Annotated in this window: 20 protein-coding genes; 5 read left to right on the top strand and 15 right to left on the bottom strand. The window is 64.5% G+C overall.

What is annotated here, in order from left to right; genetic code table 11:
• Positions 1–43: 43 nt before the first annotated feature.
• The 11 genes from AB5Y53_RS09680 to AB5Y53_RS09630 form a co-directional block, all read right to left on the bottom strand.
• Positions 44–1,285, bottom strand: coding sequence for an EAL and HDOD domain-containing protein (locus AB5Y53_RS09680; RefSeq protein ID WP_262000154.1), 1,242 nt, complete (start codon positions 1,283–1,285; stop codon positions 44–46).
• Between the two features lie 116 nt (positions 1,286–1,401).
• Positions 1,402–2,658, bottom strand: coding sequence for an outer membrane protein transport protein (locus AB5Y53_RS09675; RefSeq protein ID WP_368181849.1), 1,257 nt, complete (start codon positions 2,656–2,658; stop codon positions 1,402–1,404).
• A gap of 251 nt (positions 2,659–2,909) precedes the next feature.
• Positions 2,910–4,181 (bottom strand): outer membrane protein transport protein, encoded by a 1,272-nt coding sequence (locus AB5Y53_RS09670; RefSeq protein ID WP_041211385.1) that lies wholly within the window; start codon positions 4,179–4,181, stop codon positions 2,910–2,912.
• A gap of 408 nt (positions 4,182–4,589) precedes the next feature.
• The gene (locus AB5Y53_RS09665) at positions 4,590–5,333 is read right to left on the bottom strand and encodes a DUF3379 domain-containing protein (protein WP_041215209.1); all 744 of its coding nucleotides are present in this window, start codon (positions 5,331–5,333) and stop codon (positions 4,590–4,592) included.
• Positions 5,326–5,916 carry a sigma-70 family RNA polymerase sigma factor gene (locus tag AB5Y53_RS09660; RefSeq protein WP_368181848.1) on the bottom strand — a complete coding sequence of 197 codons (591 nt, stop codon included), beginning with the start codon at positions 5,914–5,916 and terminating at the stop codon, positions 5,326–5,328. The genes AB5Y53_RS09665 and AB5Y53_RS09660 overlap by 8 nt, the downstream gene beginning before the upstream one ends.
• A gap of 30 nt (positions 5,917–5,946) precedes the next feature.
• Positions 5,947–7,425 (bottom strand): hypothetical protein, encoded by a 1,479-nt coding sequence (locus AB5Y53_RS09655; protein WP_368182012.1) that lies wholly within the window; start codon positions 7,423–7,425, stop codon positions 5,947–5,949.
• 62 nt (positions 7,426–7,487) lie between these two features.
• Entirely contained in the window at positions 7,488–8,948 is a 1,461-nt protein-coding gene (locus AB5Y53_RS09650) for a tetratricopeptide repeat protein (RefSeq protein WP_368181846.1), read from the bottom strand.
• Positions 8,949–8,969: 21 nt separating this feature from the next.
• Entirely contained in the window at positions 8,970–9,932 is a 963-nt protein-coding gene (locus tag AB5Y53_RS09645; protein ID WP_368181844.1) for a VWA domain-containing protein, read from the bottom strand.
• On the bottom strand, positions 9,929–10,486 hold the full coding sequence (locus tag AB5Y53_RS09640; RefSeq protein WP_234928615.1) for a DUF4381 family protein: 558 nt from the start codon (positions 10,484–10,486) through the stop codon (positions 9,929–9,931). The genes AB5Y53_RS09645 and AB5Y53_RS09640 overlap by 4 nt, the downstream gene beginning before the upstream one ends.
• Positions 10,471–11,361, bottom strand: coding sequence for a DUF58 domain-containing protein (locus AB5Y53_RS09635; RefSeq protein ID WP_368181841.1), 891 nt, complete (start codon positions 11,359–11,361; stop codon positions 10,471–10,473). Before AB5Y53_RS09635 ends, AB5Y53_RS09640 begins: the two co-directional genes overlap by 16 nt.
• Before the next feature lie 28 nt (positions 11,362–11,389).
• Positions 11,390–12,340: a MoxR family ATPase gene (locus AB5Y53_RS09630; protein ID WP_151027840.1), complete on the bottom strand. Its 951-nt coding sequence runs from the start codon at positions 12,338–12,340 to the stop codon at positions 11,390–11,392.
• 183 nt (positions 12,341–12,523) lie between these two features.
• Between AB5Y53_RS09630 and fadI the strand changes: the two genes are divergently transcribed.
• The 5 genes from fadI (at position 12,524) to AB5Y53_RS09605 (ending at position 18,026) form a co-directional block, all read left to right on the top strand.
• Positions 12,524–13,834, top strand: a complete 1,311-nt coding sequence (gene fadI / locus AB5Y53_RS09625) for an acetyl-CoA C-acyltransferase FadI (protein ID WP_010674668.1) — start codon at positions 12,524–12,526, stop codon at positions 13,832–13,834.
• On the top strand, positions 13,834–15,981 hold the full coding sequence (fadJ, locus tag AB5Y53_RS09620; RefSeq protein ID WP_368181839.1) for a fatty acid oxidation complex subunit alpha FadJ: 2,148 nt from the start codon (positions 13,834–13,836) through the stop codon (positions 15,979–15,981). Before fadI ends, fadJ begins: the two co-directional genes overlap by 1 nt.
• Positions 15,982–16,243: 262 nt before the next feature.
• Positions 16,244–16,384: a TIGR02808 family protein gene (locus AB5Y53_RS09615; RefSeq protein ID WP_010674670.1), complete on the top strand. Its 141-nt coding sequence runs from the start codon at positions 16,244–16,246 to the stop codon at positions 16,382–16,384.
• A 188-nt stretch (positions 16,385–16,572) separates the two neighbouring features.
• A complete protein-coding gene (locus AB5Y53_RS09610) occupies positions 16,573–17,130 on the top strand; it encodes a YaeQ family protein (protein ID WP_010674671.1) in 558 nt (185 codons plus the stop codon).
• 11 nt (positions 17,131–17,141) lie between these two features.
• A complete protein-coding gene (locus AB5Y53_RS09605) occupies positions 17,142–18,026 on the top strand; it encodes an AEC family transporter (RefSeq protein ID WP_368181837.1) in 885 nt (294 codons plus the stop codon).
• Between the two features lie 201 nt (positions 18,027–18,227).
• Here AB5Y53_RS09605 and AB5Y53_RS09600 read toward each other — a convergent pair whose 3' ends face one another.
• From AB5Y53_RS09600 to AB5Y53_RS09585, 4 genes are read right to left on the bottom strand one after another with little or no spacing between them, the layout of a single operon-like run.
• A complete protein-coding gene (locus AB5Y53_RS09600; RefSeq protein WP_368181835.1) occupies positions 18,228–19,457 on the bottom strand; it encodes an MFS transporter in 1,230 nt (409 codons plus the stop codon).
• A 55-nt stretch (positions 19,458–19,512) separates the two neighbouring features.
• Positions 19,513–20,283, bottom strand: a complete 771-nt coding sequence (locus AB5Y53_RS09595; RefSeq protein WP_010674674.1) for an ABC transporter ATP-binding protein — start codon at positions 20,281–20,283, stop codon at positions 19,513–19,515.
• On the bottom strand, positions 20,276–21,328 hold the full coding sequence (locus tag AB5Y53_RS09590) for an iron ABC transporter permease (RefSeq protein ID WP_171865395.1): 1,053 nt from the start codon (positions 21,326–21,328) through the stop codon (positions 20,276–20,278). Before AB5Y53_RS09590 ends, AB5Y53_RS09595 begins: the two co-directional genes overlap by 8 nt.
• A gap of 51 nt (positions 21,329–21,379) precedes the next feature.
• Positions 21,380–22,480, bottom strand: coding sequence for an ABC transporter substrate-binding protein (locus tag AB5Y53_RS09585; protein WP_103243162.1), 1,101 nt, complete (start codon positions 22,478–22,480; stop codon positions 21,380–21,382).
• Positions 22,481–22,483: the final 3 nt, after the last annotated feature.

Here is a 22,483-nt window from a genome sequence, read left to right as displayed (position 1 = left end):
TGCGGCTTGATGACATGACAACGTCCCTTCAAGAGGGACGTTGTCATGTCTGGTGGGAGTGGACCGGTTGCTCTTCCATGGCCTGAAGCTGCTGGTTGACCCAGGCGGTGGCGCTCAGATAGAGGTGGCTGACCTTCTCTTCGTTGAGGCCGAGCCGGACGGTGTTGGCGGCGACCCGCTGCCAGTCGGCTTTCTCGAAATCTTCACAGAACGCCAGGTAGAATCCGAGCTTGCCCTTGCGGGTGAGCAGGGCGGCACGAATGTCGTCGGTCAGGGGAATGGAGCCGAGCAGCTGATCCAGCGGTTCTCCCATGAGCACGTCCAGCAGGGAGAAGAGGCCGGTGACAAAGGCTTGCTGTGCCTGCTCTGCGGGCGCATGGGTCTGGGCCAGCAGTTCGCAGAACCGGGCTCTGATGAGGGACATTTGGTGGAGTTCGGCGCTCTTTTCACTTCCCGCACTGGTGGCGGCGATCAGGGCGACGAAGCGCTTGAGCTGGGCGTGCCCCAGGGAACTTGCGGCCTGGCGAAACGAGGCGATGGGCTGGGGGAAGCGCTTGAGGTGGTTGATGTAGCGCAGCAGCTTGAGGGAGAGGGTGAGATCCTGGTTGAGCAGTTGCTCAATCTTGTCCAGATCCGGTTCGGTCTGATTGACCACCTCGAGCAGCTGCATCACCACCAGTTGGGCCGGCGGTATGGTGGGCTGTTGCACCATCTGGGGGCGGCTGAAGAAAAATCCCTGGAACAGGGTGACGCCGAGCTGCTTCATCCGCTCGAACTCGGCCTGATCCTCGACTTTCTCGGCCAGATAGGTGAGGGGCAGGTGGCGATGATTCGCCATGAAGTGCTCTATGCAGGGTTGCGGCGTACTGCGCAGGTCGAACTTGATGATATGGATGTAGGGGAGGAACCTGTCCCAGTCTGAGACCATGGTGAAGTCATCCAGCGCCAACCGATAGCCCAGCCCATAGAGCTGGATCACTTTCTCCAGCAGCGCATCGTCGGGCTCGGCATCCTCCAGGATCTCGATCACCACCTTGTCACGGGGGAGGCATTCGGCCAATCCGTCCAGCAACAGGGAGTGGGGGAAATTGATGTAGCAGGGGTGATCCCCGATGAGCTGATCGATGTTCTGCTGCAAGAACTGCTCGGCAACCAGCCTGGAAGTGGCCTGCTGTGCGGAGACGGAGGGAAATACATTGTCCAAGCTGTCGCGAAACAGCAGCTCATAGGCTTGGGTGTTCAACTCCCGATCCAGAATGGGCTGCCTTGCTACATAGGAATACATGCATCTCTCCACCGTGGTTACAGGCTTGATTCTATGGTGAAGCGGATCACTATGCCAGTGCCGACCGGTCGGGAAGGTCAACAACTGGCATACTATTTGTCAGGAAACCCGGGGTGTCAGAACAGGTAGTTGAGCTGCAGGCCGGCGAGCCAGGCATCCCCTTCCGAGGTGCCATTGAAAGTGGAGGTGGTCTGGGGGATGCCCGGCCTGAGCTGCATGGTTTCGCTCACGTCCACCTTCTTGCCGTCGATCAGGGTCAGCCCCAGATCCAGCGAGAGGTGGCGGTCAATCTGATAGCCCACGCCGGCGCTGTACCAGACCCGATCCGAGTCGGGGATGGAGATGGTGCGGCGATCCGCCGGGACCGGGCTGCGGTCGTAGGCGATACCGGAGCGCAGTTGCCACTGGGGGGCCAGCTGGTAGGTCATCCCCAAAGCATAGCGCCAACTGTCTTCCCAGTGCTCCTCCTTGATGTGCATGGTGCCGTGGTGGTCGAGCTCGGATTCGAGCTGCACGAACTTGCTCCAGTTGGTCCAGTTGATGCTCGAATGCAGCGCCAGGGCCGGGGTGAGCTGATGGAACAGAGCCAGCTCGGCGGTGGCGGGCAAGGGCAGATCCAGGCTGCCAGTATCGGTGAAGGGCTGGCCCCTTTGATCGATGCCGATGGCGTCACCGGAGAGGGTCAGGGTCACGTCGTGGCGATAGGAGAGACCGACGCGGGTTGCCTGCGACAACTCAAGCAGGGTGCCCAGGTTCCAGCCCATGGCCCAGCCATCCCCTTTCAAGTGCTTGGCTATCTGGTTGTTGGAGGGGAAAGTGCCGCCTACTTCCCCTTCCCCCTGAATGGCGGAGAGACCGGCCCCGACGGACCAGATGCGGTTGATGTGATAGGCCAGGGAGGCCCCCAGATCCACTGTCTTGATGTCGGAGACGTTGCCGAAGTGACCGGCGTTGTAGTTGTCCGGCATCTTGACCCCGAGTCCGTAATAGGAGGTGGCGGCAAGCCCGAGGCGCCATTGCTCGTTGAGGGGCACGATGAGATAGGCGTTGGGTACCCAGGCGTCACCCGCAATGTCGTGGGCTCCGGCATCCAGACTGACCGGCCCCTGGGGGGTAGGCACCCGGGTGGTGCCCTCGATGTTGACGTCGGGGTGCACGTGGATAACGCCGCCGGAGAAGGCCAGGGTATCGAATCGGGTCATGGCGGCGGCATTGCGGGAGAGCACGCTGGCATTGTCGGCGATGGCGGCTTCACCCGCGAAGGCACGCCCCATGCCGGTGGCGGATTGCTCCGCGAGCTGGAAGCCGGCAGCCTGCACCTGGCTCGACAGCAGCAAAAGGGCTATGAGGGAGGGTTTGAACGTCGGATGCATGGTCTTTCCTCGGGATGAACTGGGTGTTCATTCTGTTATTCGGTTGGGGCCGGGATTTTATATGGTATGACCAGCAAGGCAACGGGGAGAGAGGAGCGTGGTGCAAAACGGGATTAAATGCTGAAAGGAATACCCATAACAGTTTGATAAAAAAAGAAAAGAGTACAGTTGTTTACTACAGCTGTGCGCTCAGATGGCGAAGTTGGATAAAAAAAGAGCGCCCAGAGGCGCTCTCGATGATGACATGAAAATCAGAATTTCATGTTGAACTGGGCGGAAGCCAGCAGGGCGTTGCCATGGGAGGTGCCCTTCCAGCGCAGCGCATCGCTGTGGTTGCGCAGGCCTTCGTTCACGTCCACTTCCTTGCCGTCCAGATAGGCCATGCCGAAGTCGAGGCTCATGTCCGGATTGATGTGGTAGGTGGCACCGGCGCTGTACCAGATACGGTCGGAGTCAGGAATGCTCAGGCTGCGGTATTCCGGCTCGATGGGGCTGTTGTCGTAGGCGAAGCCGATACGGGCTTCCCAGGACGGGTTGACGTACCAGGTACCACCCAGGGCGTAACGGGCAGAGTCCTTGAACTTCTCGTCTTTTTGCAGGCACACGCCGCCTGCGCAGTTGCTGCTGGTGGCCTTGAGCTCCTGGAAGGCGCTCCAGTCGGTCCAGTTCACGGAGTAGTGGACAGCGAATTGCTGGTTCAGGCGGTGGTAGCCTGCAAATTCGGCCTGGGCCGGCAGATCCAGCTTCAGGTTGCCATCGACGACGCGGTTGCCGGAGGTGGCACCCTGGAAGTCGCCGTCAAAGCTCAAGTCCACCTGGGAGCGGTAGGTCAGGGCGAGACGGTTGTTGTCGTTGATCTCGTACAGGGTGCCGACGTTCCAGCCAAAGCCCCAGGTGTCGCCCTTCAGGTGAGCCAGACGGGTATCGGAGTTGGCGCCCGGAATGGCGGCGGAGAGCGCACCGGCATAACGGTTCAGCTCGGCGGCGGCGTAGACGGCATTGATGCCGGCACCGACGCTGAAGCTGGAGTTGATGCGATAGGCGATGTTGGGGTTGATGTTGAAGGTCAGCAGCTCGGTGTCACCGGCGCCGGCACCGGCCGCGAAGGTCTTGGAATATTCGGTGGAGAGGCCGTAGTTGGAGAAGAGGCCGATCCCCCAGGCCCACTGATCATTCAGGGGCTGGATGAAGTAGGTGGCCGGCACGAAGGCATCGGGGGCGATGTCGCTTTCGCTGGACGGAGCCAGCTTGGTGGGGCCGGCATAGATGTCGCCAGCCACGTCCACGTCGGGCTTGATATAGGTGCCGGATACAGACAGTGCCATCTTGTCGAAGGTGGTCATGGCCGCCGGGTTGCGGGACAGCACGGCCGCGTTGTCGGCGATGGCTGCTTCACCTGCGTAGGCGCGCCCCAGACCGGAGGCCGAGTGCTCGTTCAGCTGGAACGCGGCGGCGAAGGTCTGGGTGCTGGCCAGGGTCACGGCCGCAGCGATCAGGCTTTTCTTGAAAAAGGCAGTTGTCATAGTGTTCTCTCTTTGTAAGCAGATTTTCTGTCGACATCGCGGCTCTTTGGCGGCTATTGACGACATGATCTGTTGTTATGTCAGCTTCTTCCCATTCATTGCTGGCGTGATTCTATGGATCTGGTAGGAGGTAAGAAATCAGACCAGTGACAGCAGAATACATAAAAGTTTCCATTGTGTTAATCATTTGTTTTAACTTGCCGTTTTATTAGGCTGATTTATCTATTATTGGATAAATAAAGCACAAATGGTGCCATTTGCGTCATTTAAAATAAATGGTAGAAATGTGACTTCGCGCGGGCAATGGGCGGGAACATGCGGGGATGTGGGGATGAACAGGCAGACAATGAGGATGTCTGCCTGTGATGTGGCTGAGGCGGAGGACGAGTCAGCTTGGGTCAAGGTCTGTTAAATGGACCAGTGCAGGCGTGACTCAAGCTGGCGGGCAACCGGGGCGAGGGGCTCCTGCATGTCTCCGATGAGCACCATGTTGGCCCCCTTGAGCGGCAGTATCTCCCCCTTGAGGGTCCCGTCTGCAAAATCGGACTGGATCGTCAGTGGCAGATGCTTGGGGACGAGGAACAGGGTGACCGGTCCCATTTTGCCCTGGAGCACCATGTGCAGGGCCGGTCCCTGGTAGAAGGCGCAGTGGTTGACATAGGTTACCTTCATGCCCGGCATCTCGCTCAGGGTGGCACCATATTTCTCCATTTTTGCGTTGATGGTGTGCAGGCTGACCCGCTCATCCACCGCATGAATGAAGGGCTCTTCCCCATAAACGTGGGACATGGCGACTTGAGCCAGCGACAGGGTGTCCGGTGCCACAGGCCAGCTGATCCAGCGGGTGCTCATGCCGAGCAGGAAGGCGACCGAGGCCGCGATGGCCAGAGCGCGCCATTGCGTGCGTGCAGGAGTGACGGGCAGCGGGACCACCTGCTCCTCTTCGGCTGCCATCGCCTGCCTGAGCAGGATCCGCTCCGCAAGACCGGCCGGTACGTCCACTTCCAGGGTGCTGCGCACCTGGCGCTCGAGCTGCTGCATCTCGTCCAGATGCTTGCGATTGGCCGGTGACGCCTCGGCGGCTTTCAAGAAGGCGGGATCCCTGTCCGAGGGGTGAGTGATGGCCCGGCGGCGAAATTCAAGCTCATCCATTGGTGTGTCCTCTTTGTTGTTTCGCAGACTCCATGGCCTCTTTTATCTGGTTGCGGGCGCGAAACAGCCTTGTCATGACGGTGTTCTTGTTCAGGCCGAGTTGCTCGGCGATCTCCTCCCCGCTGAATCCCCCCAGTACCTGCAGCAGCAGCGGCTCCTGATACTCGGCAGGCAGGCGGGCGATGTGGCGCCTGAGCCATTCGTGCTCCATCTCCTGCTCGCTTGGCAGGACACCCTGATCCCGCAGGGGGTGCTCGTCGAGGTCGACGAGATCGAACTGCTTTCGCTCAAAGCGGCGGGCATTCTCCCGCCGCAATATGGTGATGAGCCACGCCTTGGCAGCCTTGTCGTCCAGCAGGGTATCTATCGCCTTCCAGGCGCGCAGGAAAGTCTCCTGCACCAGATCCTCGGCGATTTGCGGATCCCGGCACAGCCAGTAGGCGTAGCGGTAGATGTCCCCGTGCATGGCGTGCACCAGGGCTTCGTACTTGGTTTGTTTATCTGCCATCTCCCCATAGACCGGAGAAGCGCAGGGATCCTTTCCCGTGCCGGCCCTTTTTCTTCTGAAAAAACCTAACGCCATAAAGGGGTGTCCTGTTTCATGAGGGGCGCATCATGCACGCATCCACGCCAGTATTCGAAGACCATAGGCTATCGCAAAGCTCTCCCAGGTGCACAACTCCCTGGCGAGCGCCTGTCTGGGCAGGTGTTCGCCAGGGACTCGCTTGGGGGAAAAACAGGCCCGATCCAGGTCGTCCAGCAGCGCCCCCATGGCGGGGTCGCGGTGACAGGGCAGCCTGGCCAGATGCAGACAGGGGGTGTCCCAGCGCAGGACGGCCCAGGTCAGCAGGGTTTCCCTGGCCTCGTCAGGAGAGCCCGTGGCGAGGGCCCGTTGCAGGCGATAGAAGGCGCGCCAGCGCGGCCAGCGGCGCATGAATGCCCGCAGCAGGATGGCCAGGAGCACCCAATAGAGATACTGGGTCCCCGGTGTGGGGGAGGCGGGAGTGGCGCTCTCCCTTGCCGTGAACACCAGAAGATGTGCGGGCAGGCGCGCCTCCTCGATGCGACCGCTCTGGGTGTTGAACCAGCGCAGGGTCTGGGGGGGCAGCACATAGCGCCCCGCCTCGTCGGCGGTCAGGGCCTGGCGCCACTGGCGCTCGAAGCGTAGCGCCCCCTCGGCCACGAATCGCTCCTGTTGCTGCTCGCCGTCCGGCTTCATGGAGAGGCCGGCGGGCAGGGGCGGGGCCGGCAAGGGGGGCAGGCGGTTGCCATCCCCCCCTTCCATCACCAGGGTGAGGGTGCGGATCACCGGCTCACCCACCCTGGCCTGCGCCGGGCTGAACTGCTGGCGCAACACCAGGCTGCTCGCCACCGGCTCCAGGGGGGCCTTGTCCACCTTGATGAATAGGGTCGCCGCCCTGGCGGACAGCAGATCCCCCGCGTTGCCCGGCGCGGTCGCACCGGCCTGGTCCTGGGGCGGCAACCGCCCCTGAAAGCGGGGGGATTCGACGGGATGGAGCCCGGGCCCTTTGGCCTGCAGCAGCCATTTTCGCGTGAGACGCCCGGGCAGGCCGGGGCTGGCGGGAGAGTCCCAGCGGTCCTCGCCAAGGCGGCGAATGGTAAAGGCCGGGGTGATGGGCTCGCCGAGGTTGGGGGCCTCCAGGTTGGCAGGCAGCCAGAGGGTCAGCTCATAGATGAAGGGCTGGCCGGGATATAGATTCCCCTCATGGAGCACCCGGGCCTGCAGCTCGACCGGAGAGAATACCGGGTCTTGTGTCGGTATCAGGGTGCCGTCCAGGGAACGTGTCGGTACCGCCAGGGAGGGGGTGAGATCGGCGCCAAGGGGCAGGGAGGGCACCTGGCGCGGGCTGGTATCGAGCAGGTGCAGGGGGATCTGCCAGCGGGTCAGGCTGCGGCTCTGGGCACTGACCCGCTGGATGCTGACCCGCCCGACCGCAAACTGGCGCAGCAGCGGTTGCAGGTTGAGATCCTCATCGCGGTGCAGCCCGTCGGCCTCGATGACGAGCAGCCAGTCGCGCTCGCTCGCCCCCGGCAACAGCTCGGCCTCGACAGGTGCGGCCTGCGCCCGCATGGCGCACAGGGCGAGCAGCAGCCAGCAGCCGAGCCGGGGGGAGAGCAAGCGCAGCACGAGGATCACCAGGGCTCCTCCACCTTGATCAGGGGGCGGCGCAGGGCCTCCTTGCGAAGACGCTGCTCCAGCAGTAGCACGGGGGGCGCCGGGGGGCGGGGAGCCTCTGAGGCGCGGGCGGGGTCGGGAGTGTCGGCCTGCGCCGGGGCATTTGCCGAGGGCGCCGACTGCGGCGGGTTGGCCCGCAGCAGGGCCAGGTTGTGCAAGGCATCCCTGTGCCCAGGTTCAAGGCGAAGGGCGCTCAGATAGGCCTGCTCCGCGGCGGCAAGATCCCCGAGCCAGACCAGGGCATTGCCCCTGTTGTAGTGGGCGGTGGCGCTGTTTGCCCTGCCATAGGCGGCGACGGCCCTGGCGTAATCCCCGGATCTATACCAGGCGTTGCCTTGCCAGACCGGATCCTGGAAGGCGTTGGCCGCTTCCCGATAGTGTCCCTGGCGATAAGCCTGCCAGCCTGCTTCATCTTGTCGGGAGGCCGCCTGCAGGGAAGGGGGCGCGAAGCCAATGACGAGGATCACCAGCAGCCAGTGGGCGCCGATCCGCGCCAGCAGCGCCAGGGGGAGCAAGGGGATAAGCAGCCAGGGGCCGAGATCCCGGGATTGCCCCTGCGTCAGGGCCTGGCCCATGGGCAGGGGGGCAAAGCGGGGCAGGCCGGAATCAAGCCAGGCCAGCCTGCCTCCGGTGTTGGCGGCAAGGGCGGTCATGGCCTCCTCGTCGGGCGCCGGCAAGGTGTGGCCGATCGGGCTGCCGAGCTGCCAGCGCTCGGCAGCCACGCCGGGCAGCCGGGTCTCCTTGCCCCCGCTGGCCAGCAGGATGTCGAGCCGCGGGGCCGAGCCTGCCTTGCAGAACAGGTCGTTGAGGCAGGGCCAGAGGGCGGCGATGCGATCGCGCGCTGTCCCGGAGAGGCCGTCGGTCACGAGCAGCAGACGGGCGGACTGGCCCGGCGGGATCAGGGTGAGGGCCAGGGCCACGGCGCGCTCGGGGGCGCTGCCCTGGACAGGCATGATGGCCGGTCGCAGGTCCGGCAGCAGCAGGGCGATGGCCTGATGATCCCGGGTGGGAGGCATGGCGAGGTAGGCATCCCCGGCAAACAGGATGAGGGCGATAGGATGGGCCGCGTCCTGCCGCGCAATGTCGGCCAGCATCTCCTGCAATCCCAGCCTCACCCGGGTTGCCCGGTCCGGCGCCAGATCCTGTGCCAGCATCGAGTCGGAGAGATCCAGCAGCCAGATATCGAGGGCCGGGCTCGGCATGGGGAGACTCTGCTGGCGCAGGGCGGGGCCCGAGAGCGCGAGGATGACCGGCAGACAGGCAAGCCAGCGCCAGGGGATGGCCCGATGGCGGTTCGGCAGCAGATAGGCCTGCATGGCCGGGGAGAGCAAGCCAGGATCGCGGCGGCGGCGCCACCCCTGCCACAGCCAGGGGAGCAGGGCCAGCAACCAGAAGGGGCGCAGCAAGGTCAGCTCCATGGTGCCACCATCATGACCTGCCTACTCATGGGATGGCCTGTGTGACAGGGGGATGTGCCAGCGGGCTGGCCAGCAGAGCAGCAGCCAGGCCAGGGCCAGTGGCCAGGGGTAGAGCTCCTGGTGGGGCCGAGAGAGGGTCTGGGGCCGGGCGAGGGGCTCCAGGGTGTCGATGGCCTGGTTGATGGCGGCGAGATCGCCCCGGTTGCGGGCGCGAAAATAGCGGCCTCCTCCCAGCGTCGCCAGCTGCTGCAACAGGGCTTCATCCAGCTCGGCACTGGGATCGGCGTCCCCTGCGGGCGCGGCGAAGGTGTCGGGGTCGGCGCCCACCCCCAGGGTATAGAGACGGATGCCGGCTTTGGCGGCGAGCCTGGCCTCGGTCAGGGGATCCGCATTGCCCGAGGTATTGCGCCCGTCCGTCACCAGCAGCAGGGCGGTGGGGCGGGTGGGGTCGGCGTGCTGGCGTGCCAGCAGGATGGCTTCCCCCAGGGCCGTGGTGCGCCCCACCAGATCGAAATCGAGCTCCCTGGCCAGGGTGAGCAGGGCCCCGGTCTCCTGGGTGAGGGGGGAGAGCAGATAGGCGTGATCGGCAAAGACGACCAGGGCGATGCGATCCCCCGGGCGGGAGGCGACAAGGTTGCTTATCTGCTGGCGCACCGCGGCAAGCCTGTCCGTTTGCTCTCCGTCATCCAGCATGTCCTGGGTGCGCATGCTGTCGGAGAGATCCACCGCCAGGATGAGGTCACGGCTGCTCTGGTAGTGAATGATCGGGGGCTCCTGCCACTGGGGGCGGCACAGGGCCAGTACCAGGGCGCACCAGCAGAGCATCATGCGCCACAAGGGTTGCCCCGCCTGGGGCTGGAGCAGGGGAAAACCTCCGTGAACGAGCCGGTTTCCTCCCTTGCGCCCCTTCATGGGAGGCAGGCCGAAGCGCACCAGCAGCGGCAGGGCGAGGGCGAGGGAAAACCAGGGCCAGGCGAGGATCATCGCGTACCCTCCGGGGAAGGGGCCCCTCGCTTGCTTGCCGGGAATCGCGGCGCACTGACGCAGCGTCGCCCCCAGGCGAGATAGGCGAGGCGCAATCTTTTGCGCTGCGCCTCATCGGGCACTCTGCCCCCATAGAGCCAGAGTGGCCACTGGGCGGCAAACCGGGAAAAATCGCTCCCCCCCTTGCTGTCCAGCCAGGCGAGCCAGGCCTCCCCTTGCAGGGGGGCCGCCTCGGGCCAGCGGGCCATGGCCGCTTCTCGCAGGGCATCCTGCAGCCTGGGGACGAGATCGTCTGCCTGCCAGTCTATCCGGTGCGCCCAGCGGCGCTGGCGCAACAGGGTGAGGGCCGTCGTGGCGATCAGGCAAGCGGCGATCGCCGCGATCAGCAGCCCCCCGAGGGCCATCAGGCGAGGATCCTGTGCAGGCTCGAGAGCGGGGCCTTGGTGGATGTCGCGCAGCTCGGCACGGATGGCTTGCAAGGCCTCGCTGGACGAGGGCTGGCGATATGCATCCGGTGCGGGCACGCCCTGCTCCCCCCTCAAAACAGACGGCATCCGCCCTCCTGCCACTGGCGTTGCAGGGTGGCGCCGTTGTCGAGGCGATAGAGGCGCGTCACCAGGGGCAGTAACTGCTGGCGACAGGCCTCGGCCTGTTCGTCGGCCGCACTCTGATAGCGGGTGCGAAAGCGGGGATCTTCTCCCGCGAGCCAACCTCTGTGTCTGCCTGCCTGCACTGCCAGCTGCCCCTGCTCGGGCAGGGCGGCTTCCAGGGGATCGCGGATCTGCCAGTAGTGGATATCGTGGCGCAGGCGAAGGCGTTGCAACTGCTGGCAGAGGGCCTGGTCCGGTGCCTGGTGATGGCTTATCAGGGTCAATCTGGCCCCGTGAGGCAGGGTGAGTCGTGCCAGGGTCTGGGCCAGCGTCCAGGGCGGGGGGGCGCGATCCAGCCCTGCCTCGTAATGGCGGCAGAGCGCTTCCAGCAGAGGCATGAGAGAGCCGCGCTGGTGCTCTGTGTGGGGGGCTGCGCCCTGGCAGATCAAGGTATTGGCCTGTTTCTCCCCCTGCCAGAGCAGGGCGGCGGCCAGCTCGCAGCCAAGGCGGGCCTTGAGCTGGGAGCGGGAGCCAAAGTACATGGCGGGTGAGAGATCCAGCAGCAACCAGTGGGCCTGATCCTGCTCTTCCCCGTAGAGGCGGGTGTGGGGGCGGCCGAGGCGGGCGGTGACCCGCCAGTCGATGTGACGCACCTCGTCACCGGCCTGATAGAGGCGAAGCTCCCTGAAATGCAGCCCGGGCTGGCGCCCGATACGCCCCTGGGCCGCCTGATGAATGCGGGCACGCTCGCCCTGGCGCGTCCAGAGGCGCACCGCCAGCAGCCGCTCGAGGGTGAGGGCGATGTCGGGGTGATCCCGGGGCTCGGCGACGGGGGTCATGGCGATAGGGCTGCCTGTGGGGGTCGGCTCAGGGGCATGGAATGGCATCCAGCAGCAGGGCGATGAGCGCCTCGCTATCGAGGTTGTCCGCCAGCGCCTGATAACTCGGGATGAGGCGGTGGCGCAGCACGGCAGGCGCCAGTTGCTGGATGTCTTCGGGCAATACGAAGTCGCGCCCGGCGAGCCAGGCCCGGGCCCGTGCGGCTCTTGCGAGGCCGATGCTGGCCCTGGGGCTGGCTCCCACCGCGACCAGGGGGTCTAACTCGGGGCACAGGCCGCTGCCGGGGCGGGTGGCGCACACCAGTTGCACCAGATAGTGCTCGAGGCGCCCCTGCATCTGTACCCCTTGAACGGCGGTGCGGGCTTCCAGCAGGTCGGACTGGCTCAGGGTGACCGGCGGCGTCGGCAGGGCGTCGCCGCGGGCGTTGAGCTGGAGGATGGCCAGCTCCATGGCGGGGCTGGGGTAATCCACCAGCAGCTTGAGCAAGAAGCGATCGAGCTGGGCCTCCGGCAGGGGATAGGTCCCTTCCTGCTCGATGGGGTTCTGGGTAGCGGCGACCATGAAGAGGGAGGGCAGGCGCCAGCTCTTCTTGCCCACGGTGATCTGGTGCTCGGCCATGGCCTCCAGCAGGGCGGACTGCACCTTGGCCGGCGCCCGGTTGATCTCGTCCGCCAGCACCAGGTGGTTGAACAATGGGCCGGGTTGAAACACGAAGCTCGCATCCTGCGGGTGGAACACCTCGCTGCCGGTGAGATCGGCAGGGAGCAGGTCGGGGGTGAACTGGATGCGGGCAAAGCGCCCCTCCACGGCGCCGGCCAGCGCCTTGACCGCCCGGGTCTTGGCAAGACCGGGGGCCCCCTCGATCAGCACATGTCCTTCACATAACAGGGCGATCAGCAGCCCCTCGATGAGGGGGCCCTGTCCCAGGATCTGGCTGCCCAGATAGTCTCCAAGTGCTCTGAACTCGGCCGCTGCCATGCGATAAACCCGTTGTTTTTATGGAAGTTGATCTTTTTATACCCCAGTTGGCTCACAAGGGCGAGGGAGGGTGGCAAGATGGGGACAATTTAGTTTCAATCAGCCGTATGAAAGTTGTGATTGGATTGTTAAGATGTGGCGCAATGAGGTCAGACCTCTGCCTTTTTAACCCAAGGAGCCAGGATGAAACAGCCATTGAAACTGACGACTCGCCAGGGCGAACGGATAGCCGTCGTGGCGGGTCTGCGCACCCCCTTTGCCAAGCAGGCCACCGCTTTTCACGGCGTGCCTGCGGTGGATCTGGGCAAACTGGTGGTGAGCGAGATGCTCGCCCGCACCGATCTCGACCCCAAGCTCATCGACCAGCTGGTGTTCGGCCAGGTGGTGCAGATGCCGGAAGCGCCAAACATCGCCCGGGAGATCGTGCTCGGCACCGGCATGAGTGTCAGCACCGATGCCTATAGCGTGTCGCGCGCCTGCGCCACCAGTTTCCAGGCGGTGGCCAATGTCACCGAATCCATCATGGCCGGCACGGTGGACATCGCCATCGCCGGCGGTGCCGACTCCTCTTCCGTGCTGCCCATCGGGGTCAGCAAGTCTCTGGCCCGCGCCCTGGTGGATCTCAACAAGGCGCGCAACCTCCAGCAGCGTTTCAATATTCTGCGCCGTCTGCGCCTGAAGGACCTGCTGCCGGTTCCCCCGGCCGTGGCCGAGTACTCCACCGGTCTCTCCATGGGGCAGACTGCCGAGCAGATGGCCAAGACCCACCAGATCAGCCGCGAGGCGCAAGATGCGCTGGCCCACCGCTCCCACACCCTGGCGGCCGAAGCCTGGGCGCAGGGCAAATTGAGTGGTGAGGTGTTCACCGCCCACGTGCCCCCCTACAAGTCGCCGCTGGAGCGGGACAACAACATCCGTGAAAGCTCGGATCTGGCGAGTTACGCCAAGCTCAAACCGGTCTTTGACCGGGCCCACGGTTCGGTGACGGCCGCCAACGCCACTCCGCTTACCGACGGCGCCGCCGCCGTGCTGATGATGCGTGAAGGGCGGGCCCGTGAGCTGGGTCTGGAGCCGCTGGGTTACATCCGCAGCTTCGCGTTTTCCGCCATCGATGTCTGGCAGGACATGCTGATGGGCCCCTCCTATGCCACGCCGCTGGCGCTGGACCGTGCCGGCATCACCCTTGGGGATCTGACCCTCATCGATATGCACGAAGCCTTTGCCGCCCAGACGCTGGCCAATCTCAAGATGTTTGCAAGCGCCGAATTTGCCCGTGACAAGCTGGGCCGGGATCAGGCCATCGGCGAGGTGGACATGGAGAAGTTCAACGTGCTCGGCGGCTCTTTGGCCTTTGGTCACCCCTTTGCCGCCACCGGGGCGCGCATGATCACCCAGACCCTGCATGAACTGCGGCGCCGGGGTGGGGGATTGGGGCTCAACACCGCCTGTGCGGCGGGTGGGCTGGGTGTGGCCATGGTGCTGGAGGTGGAATGATGAGTGCCAAGACTTTTTCTCTGGATATTCGCAAAGACGGCATCGGCATCCTCACCATGGATGTGCCCGGTGAGAGCATGAACACCCTGAAGGCCTCCTTTGCGGACGAGATCCGCACTCTGCTGGCCGAGGTAAAGGGGAACGGGGATCTGATCGGCCTGGTGATCGTCTCCGGCAAGAAGGACTCCTTCGTTGCCGGGGCCGACATCGCCATGCTGGCGGCCTGCACCAGCGCCCAGGATGCCGAAGCGCTGTCCCGGGCCGGACAGGACGTGTTCGCCGAGATCGAAGCCCTGGGGATCCCGGTGATCGCCGCCATTCACGGCCCCTGCCTCGGCGGCGGGCTGGAGCTGGCGCTCGCCTGTCATGGCCGGGTGGTGACCGATCACGGTAAAACCGTGCTGGGCCTGCCGGAAGTGCAGCTCGGCCTGCTGCCGGGCTCCGGCGGTACCCAGCGCCTGCCGCGCCTCATCGGGGTGGCCAAGGCACTGGATCTGATGCTGACCGGCAAGCAGGTGCGGGCCAAACAGGCCAGGAAGCTCGGGCTGGTGGATGACATGGTGCCCCCGTCCATTTTGCTGGAGGCCGCCATCAAGCTTGCCAAGAAGGGCAAGCCGCGCCACCACCTGAAACGGGATCTGCAGGGCAAGGTGCTGGAGACCAACAAATTTGGTCGCAAGGTGCTGTTCGATCAGGCCCGCAAGGGGGTCAAGGCCAAGACCCGGGGCAACTACCCGGCGCCGGAGCGCATCATCGAGGTGGTGCGCATCGGCGTGGAGGAGGGGATGCAGGCCGGCTTGCAGGCCGAGGCCCGCCACTTCGGCGAGCTGGTGATGACGCCGGAATCCGCCGCCCTGCGCTCCCTCTTCTTCGCCACCACGGAGATGAAGAAAGAGGTGAGCTATCAGGGGGCCGAGCCGCGCAAGGTGGGTCATGCCGCCGTGCTGGGGGGCGGCCTGATGGGGGGCGGCATCGCCTTCGTCACCGCCACCAAGGCGGGGGTACCGGTGCGGATCAAGGATGTGGCGAGCGCCGGCATCGGCAATGCCATGCGTTACAGCTACGACCTCCTCGCCAGGAAACTCAAGCGTCGCCAACTGCTGCGCAGTGAGCTGGAGAAACAGATGAGCCTGCTCACCGGCACCCTGGACTATTCCGGCTTCCACCGGGTGGACATGGTGGTGGAAGCGGTATTCGAGGACATCAACCTCAAGCACCAGATGGTGCAGGACGTGGAGCGCGAGTGCGGCGAGCACACCGTGTTTGCCTCCAACACCTCCTCCCTGCCCATCCACCAGATCGCCTCGGCGGCGACGCATCCGGAGCGGGTGGTGGGGCTGCACTACTTCAGCCCGGTGGACAAGATGCCGCTCGCCGAGATCATTCCCCACGCGGGTACCAGCGCCGAGACGGTGGCCACCACCCTGGCCTTCGCCCGGGCCCAGGGCAAGACCCCCATCGTGGTGAAGGACGAGGCCGGCTTCTACGTCAACCGTATCCTGGCGCCCTACATGAACGAGGCGGCGCGCCTGGTGCTGGAAGGGGAGCCGGTGGAGGTACTGGACGGCGCTCTGCTCGACTTCGGCTTCCCGGTCGGCCCCATCACCCTGCTGGACGAGGTGGGGATCGACGTGGGGGCCAAGATCTCCCCCATCCTCGAAAAAGAGCTGGGTGGCGAGCAGTTCCAGGCGCCCAAGGCCTTTGACAAGCTGCTGGAAGACGATCGCAAGGGGCGCAAGAACGGCAAGGGCTTCTATCTCTATGGCAAGGCGGCCCCGCGCAACAAGCTCACCGGCAAGGAGGGCAAGAAGACGGTGGACGCGAGCGTCTACGACGTGCTGGGCGTCAAGCCCCAGGCCAAACTGGCCAGGCAGGAGATCGCCGAGCGCTGCGTGCTGCTGATGCTCAACGAAGCAGCCATGGCCCTGGATGGCGGCGTGGTGACCTCGGCCCGGGACGGCGATATCGGCGCCATTTTCGGCATCGGCTTCCCTCCCTTCCTGGGCGGTCCGTTCCGCTACATGGACAGCCTCGGCATCGACTATCTGGTGGGGCGTCTTGAGCACCATCAGAAGCGCTTTGGCGACCGCTTCGCCCCCTGTGCGCGGCTGAAAGCGATGGCGGCGGAGCAGCAGACCTTCTACTGATGGCTCTCGACGGCATGCATCGAGCGAGGCGACCCCAAGGTCGCCTCGCTTTTTGTTGGGCGTACCTTTCCGGTTTGGGGCGGGGGCGCGAAGAAAAACGGGGCGGTGAGGGGTAAAACCTTGATCTGGCGCAAACAGGTGCCCCATTTATTACTTTGGTGGCATAGGACTCAGGCGCGGGTTGAGGTCAAATAGTCTCATCAGGAACGGGGGCGACCCCGTCACGAAAGGGACACCCATTTCACTGGATGAAGGACACACTATGAGTCTGCTTGAACACACCATCTGGACTGTATTGGGGTATGGGGCCATGCCCTTTATCTTCCTGAGCGGGTTCGTGGCAGTGGCAGTGACCTGCTGCCTGCTGCTCAATGCCTTCGGGGTCAAGTCCGCCGAGAAGTGAGTCACTCTCGTTCATGCCGCCAAATGCCAGTCTCACGACTGGCATTTGTTTTTTGTGTCTTCTGAAGCACTTGCCCACCCCTGATGGGGTAAAGGGAGCGCAAGACGGTCGAACCCGGCGGCCATTTTGATTACACTGACGCCCGGCATGTCCGCCCCCTTCTCTTTTATCAGGTATTCACGACTTCTATGGCGCTCAAGGCAACCATCTTCAAGGCCCAGATCAGCTTGTCTGACATGGATCGCAATCTCTATCAGGACTTCTCCCTCACCCTGGCCCGTCACCCCTCCGAGACCGACGAGCGCATGATGATCCGCCTCGCGGCCTTCGCCTGGCATGCCGCCGAGCGGCTGGAGTTCACCAAGGGGCTCTCTGCCGACGACGAGCCTGAGCTCTGGTGCAAGAACTACTCCGACGAGATTGAACTCTGGATTGAGCTGGGTCAGCCGGACGAGCGCCGTCTCAAGAAGGCATGCAACCGCTCTCGCCAGGTGGTGCTCTACCTCTATGGCGGTCGTGGCACCAGCGTCTGGTGGAAGCAGAACCAGGGCAAGCTCGGTCTGCACGACAACCTGAGCGTCATCGAACTCTCCGACAGCCAGACCCTGCCCCTGGCGGCCATGGTGGAGCGCACCATGCAGCTCACCTGTACCATCTCCGACGGCCAGCTCTGGGTCAGCAACGGCAGCCAGGAGGTGACGCTGGACCCCGTGGTGCTGATGGGACGCCCGGCCCGCGAACTGTAAACGGGATACCCATGTTCAGCGCCCTGCTCAATATCGTCATTCCCGTGTTTGCGGTGGTGGGCCTTGGCGCTCTCTATGGGCGGCTGCGGCCGGGCGGGGCCCTGGGTTATGTCAACCGGGCCAATATCGAGCTCTTTACCCCGGCGCTGGTCTTCTCGGCCCTGGTGAAATACCCCCTGGATCTCGCGGCGCACCTGCCCCTTGTGGGGGCCGGTGCCCTGGTGATCCTGCTGCCCGGCTTGCTGCTCTCCCTGCTCAAACTCAAGGAGATAGAGCGAGCCGCGCTGATCTTGCCCGCCATGTTTCGCAACACCGGCAACCTCGGCATTCCGCTGATGGTGCTCGCCTTTGGCGAGCAGCAGCTCGGCGCCATCGTCATCCTCTTTGTGCTCTCCAACCTGCTCCACTTCTCGGTGGGCATGTTTATCCTCTCCGCCAGCAGCTCCCGCTGGCTCTGGCTGAGAAGCCCCGTGCTCTGGGCCGCCTTCGCCGGGCTGCTGGTGGCCAACCTGCATATCCCGCTGCCGGAATACCTGGTGACCAGCGCCACCCTGCTCGGCCAGATAGCGGTGCCCCTGATGCTGTTTGCCTTAGGCATCCGGCTGATGGAAGGGGAGCTGGATCATCTGGGGCTGGCCATCAAGTGCAACCTGCTCTACCTGCTGGCGGGGGGCCTCTCCCTGGGGCTCGCCGTCTGGCTGCTGCCCCTCGAACCTGACTGGATACCACTCCTGATGCTGTCGGTGGCGCTGCCCCCGGCGGTGCTCAACTACATCCTCAGTGAGCAGTACCAGTGCCAGCCCGACAAGGTGGCCAGCATCGTGCTCGGCGGCAATGCGCTCTCGGTGCTGGTGATCCCGCTGGCGGTGTGGTTGGCGCTGCATCTGGGGAGTTGACCCTGTTCTGTCTTCCTCTTCAAGGACGCCCGATGGCGTCCTTTTTATTGCTATCGTGAATGTCCGATGTTGCTTTGCTCATCGAGTACAGCCGAGCTTGCTCGCGTATCTGACAAGGTCTTGAAGCCGGTTTAGCCGGATAAGGCAGAGAGCGGAAGGGGGAGAAAAGGGAATAAAACAGGGCGGCCTTGGCCGCCCTGTTTATTGATGGGGAGCAGGTTGAACCTGGCCATCCTTGCGCAGTTGGGTATAGAGACCAAACCCGGCCAGCAGGCCGGCGAGGGCCAGCAGCCACCAGATGGCGGTGGCGGGGCGGCTGCCCGCATCCCCCAGCATAAAGCCGATGATCAGGTTGCCAAAGAGCGCCATGCAGCCCCCGGCGCTGGCATAGAAGCCGTAGTAGCTGCCGAGCTGCTCAGGGGGGGCGTAGCGGGGCAGTTGGGCGGCGAAGAGCGGGAAGCAGAGGATGGAGCCCAAGGAAAGCAGGGCCACCTGCGTCAACACGCCTGCCGTCGGCCAGGGTGCCAGCAGGGGCAGGGCGAGATAGCTCAAGCCCATCATGCCTATCCCCAGCCCCATGGCGAGCGGCACCCCCAGGCGGCGTTCCACCAGGCGGGAGGCCGGGAGCTGGAGCACGACACCGATCACCGCCGAGAGGGTGAAGACGCCGCCGAGCAGGTGGGTGGCGTCCGGCAGGCTCTGGATATGGGCGGGGAGGGCGAGATAGAGCTGGTGGAACAGGATCTGGTAGCTGCCTGCCAGCAGGGTGAACCCCATAAAGGGGCGCTGGCGCACTATCTCCCCCCATTGGCGCAAGATGGCGCCACGGGGGCTCTGGTTGCTCACCGGGCGTTTGGGCAGCACCCGGTATTGCAGCACTCCGAGCAGGGCGAAGAGGCTCGCCGCCAGGATCCCCGTCAGGGTATAGCTCTGTTGGGTCAAGGTGAGGCCGACCAGGGGGCCGAGCAGCATGCCCGCCTCGCTGGCCAGATTGTGCAGGGCGAAGGCGCGCTGACGCTGGCTCGGGTTGTGGCATTCGCTGGCAAGGTAGGCCTGGGCGCAGGGGGTGAACAGGGCCCCGGCAAAGCCGGTGAGGGCGGCGGCCAGCAGCAGGATGGGCAGGGACTCGGCCCAGCCTAGCAGCACGAAGCCCAAGGATCGTACCAGGCAGCCCCAGACGATGGCGGGATGGTAGCCGATGCGATCTCCAAGGGTGCCGCCCAACAGGAAGAGCCCCTGCTGGCTGAAGACCCGCATCCCCATGACGAGGCCACAGGCCCAGCCGGCCAGGCCGAGCCCGCTGCCCATGTGCTGGGCGAGGAAGGGCATCATCATGTAGAAGCCGAGGTTGAAGGCGAGCCCATTGGTGATGAGCAGGCGGGCGGCCGGGCTCATGCCCTGCCAGTCCCGCCAGTAGGAGGCGCCGTTCATGGTCGCCTCCCGCCAGCGCGTGGGGCGGTGGGCGCCGGGATGGCGCAGCACTGTGTCATGATGTCTTTCGCAGGGTTCTGAGGAAGGGGATGCCATGCTGATCGTGGCTTATCTCCACCGGCACCTGGTAGAGGCGCTCGATGAGGGCCGCGTCGAGCACCCGGGCGGGGGGGCCGAAGGCCTGCAGATCTCCCCCTGCCAGCACGATCAGCTGATCGGCAAACTGGGCGGCCAGGTTGAGATCGTGCAGCACCACCAGGGTGATCCACTGCTGCTCCCGGGTCTGCTGGCACAGGTGCTCCATCAGTTGCATCTGGTGGTGCAGGTCCAGGGCGCTGACCGGCTCGTCCAGCATCATGATGCGGGGGTCGCGCAGCAGCACCTGGGCGAAGAGCACCATCTGCCGCTGGCCGCCGCTCAGGGAGTAGAGGGGGCGATCCGCCAGATGGGCGATCCCGAGAGCCTGCAGGGCGCGGCCGGCAGCCAGGATATCCTCGTCCGCGAGGCGCATGGAGAGACTGTCGAGGCGCCCCAGCACCACCACTTCGATGACGCTGAGATCCAGCTCCAGCTGGATGTTCTGGGGCATGTAGCCAAACTGCTGGCGCCACCTGGCCTGCGTCATCTGGCGGGCACTCTGGTCCCCGAGGCGAATGTCGCCACTGTCCGGGGTCAGTTCACCAAAGAGGGTGCGCATCAAGGAGGTCTTGCCGGTCCCGTTCGGGCCGATGATCACATGGACCTGACCCGGATGCAGAGTGAGGCTGAGATCCCGCAGCAAGGTCTGCTGGCCGAGGGAGAGGGAAAGTCGGGATATTTCAAGCACGTTTACGCCCCCTGCCGAGGATCAACCAGATGAAGAAGGGCACGCCAATGAGCGCGGTGACGATGCCGATGGGGAACAGGGCCCCCGGAATGATGGACTTGGAGAGCACCGAGGCCGCCGAGAGCATGCAGGCGCCGCACAGGGCGGAGAGGGGGATCAAAAAGCGCTGATCTTCCCCCACCAGCATGCGGGCGATATGGGGGGCCACCAGGCCGACGAAGCCGATCACGCCGACGAAACTGGTGGCGGTGGCGGTGAGCAGGGCGACCAGCACCAGGGTCTTCATGCGCAGTCTGTCGACGTTGACCCCGAGGCTGCGGGCGCGGGCTTCCCCGAGGCGCAGGCTGGTGAGGGCCCAGGCGTCACGGTAGATGAGCAGGGTGCAGATCAGGGTGACGACGGCGGTGATGATCAGGGAGTCCCAGGTGGTGCGCATCAGGCTGCCAAACAGCCAGAACAGGATCTGCTGGTTGAGCTCGGGGGAGGAGAGGAACTGCAGCAGGGAGAGCAGGGACTGGAACAGGAACAGCAGGGCGATGCCCGCCAGGATCAGGGTCTGACTGCTGACATGGCGCATCATGGCCAGCCCAAACAGCAGGCAGGCGGCAAACATGCACACAATGAAGGCACCGGCCGGGATGGCCACCAGGGGAGGAAGCCCGAGGCCGCCGGTGTAGAGGGCCAGCGCCGCGCCAAGGCCCGCCGCCGCCGCGAGCCCGAGGGTATAGGGACTGGCGAGGGGGTTGTCCAGCAGGGTCTGCATCTGCACACCGCCAAGACCGAGGGAGGCACCGACCACCAGGGCCATGAGGGCGATGGGCAGGCGCATGTCGTGGACGATGGTGCGGGTCATGGGATCGGCCTGGGCGGGGGCGATCAAGGCATCGATCACGTCGTGCAGGGCCAGCAGGGAGGGGCCGGTGGCGATGTCGAGCACCAGGGTAATGCACAGGATCAGGGCGAGCAGCAGGAGCCAGTGCCAGCGACGGCGCTCCCGTTGCCGCTGCCGGGCGAGGGTCTGCTGCAGGGCAGCCAAATCATTCATGGTGACAATCCTGAAACGGGCGCCACAAGAGGCGCCCACGAAGGTTGAAGGTTAAAGAGCGATAGCGAAGGTGCCGTCTGCCTTGACCGGCAGATAGCGCCGATAGAAGTCGAGGTAGTTGGCAAGCGGATCCATCTCCTTGAACAGGCTCGGATAGAGCGCCTTGGCCATGAACTGGACCATGGTGTAATCGAGCAGCGTGCGGGAGGCGCCCTGGTAAATCCCATAGATGCGCTTTTCCTTCACCGCTGGCAGGTTCGCCCAACCTTTACGCTCGGTAAAGGCCTGGAGCCGTGCCCGAGCGAGCGCGGGATTGACTCCCTGGCCCAGCAGCACGGCGGTGGGGTTCTGGGTGGATTCAGTGCCGGTGAGGAAGATGACCTCGGGTTTGGAGACCAAAACCTGCTCGGGGTTCATGGGGCCGTACCATTCTACAAAGGGGGCGGCGATGTTGTCGCCGCCAGCCAGGTGGCCGAGCGGACCCCACATGCCCTTGCCATAGCTGAAGCCATATTCGTCAGGCCCCTTGTTGCCAAACTCCACGTAGAAACGGGGCTTGGGCAGATTGGCGGCGGCGATCCGGCCATGTACTTCGTCGATGGCATGCTGGTACTCGTCTGCGAGCTGGCGGGCGCGAGGCTCGGTGCCCGCAATCTTGCCGAGCAGCAAGGTGCTGGCCTTGTGATTGGCGGGGAGTTCCATGTTGTAGTCCACGACCACCACGGGCAGACCGGCCTGTTCGAGACGGGCCACGTCCTGGCCAAGGCCTTTATATTGCCAGTCGGCCAGGACGACGACGTCGGGTTTGAGGGCGAGCACTTTTTCCACCGAGAAGGTCTGCACTTCTACCTCGCCTACGTCGGCTATCTCCTTGAGGGAGGGGCGATGGGCGGTAAAGAGGGACCAGTTGGCAGGACGCCAGCCTTCCCAGGCCTCGCGGGAGATGCCGACGACCCGATCGAAGGCCTGTTCGCCACCGACGGCCATGTAGTCTTCAAAGTAAAATGCGAGCACTACCCGCTTGGCGGGGAGATCGACCTGGACTTCCCGTCCCAGCACATCTGTCAGGGTTTCAACTTTCGCCTGTGCGGTGCCAAACAAGCAGCAAAGGCTTGCCAGCACCAGGCTGGCATAGCGGGAGAAAAGTGTCATCTG

Source organism: Aeromonas sp. R7-5, assembly GCF_040908015.1.
Classification (GTDB): Bacteria; Pseudomonadota; Gammaproteobacteria; order Enterobacterales; family Aeromonadaceae; genus Aeromonas; species Aeromonas caviae.
Note: the sequence above shows the minus strand (reverse complement) of the source record. Positions and strands in the feature narration are given on the sequence as shown.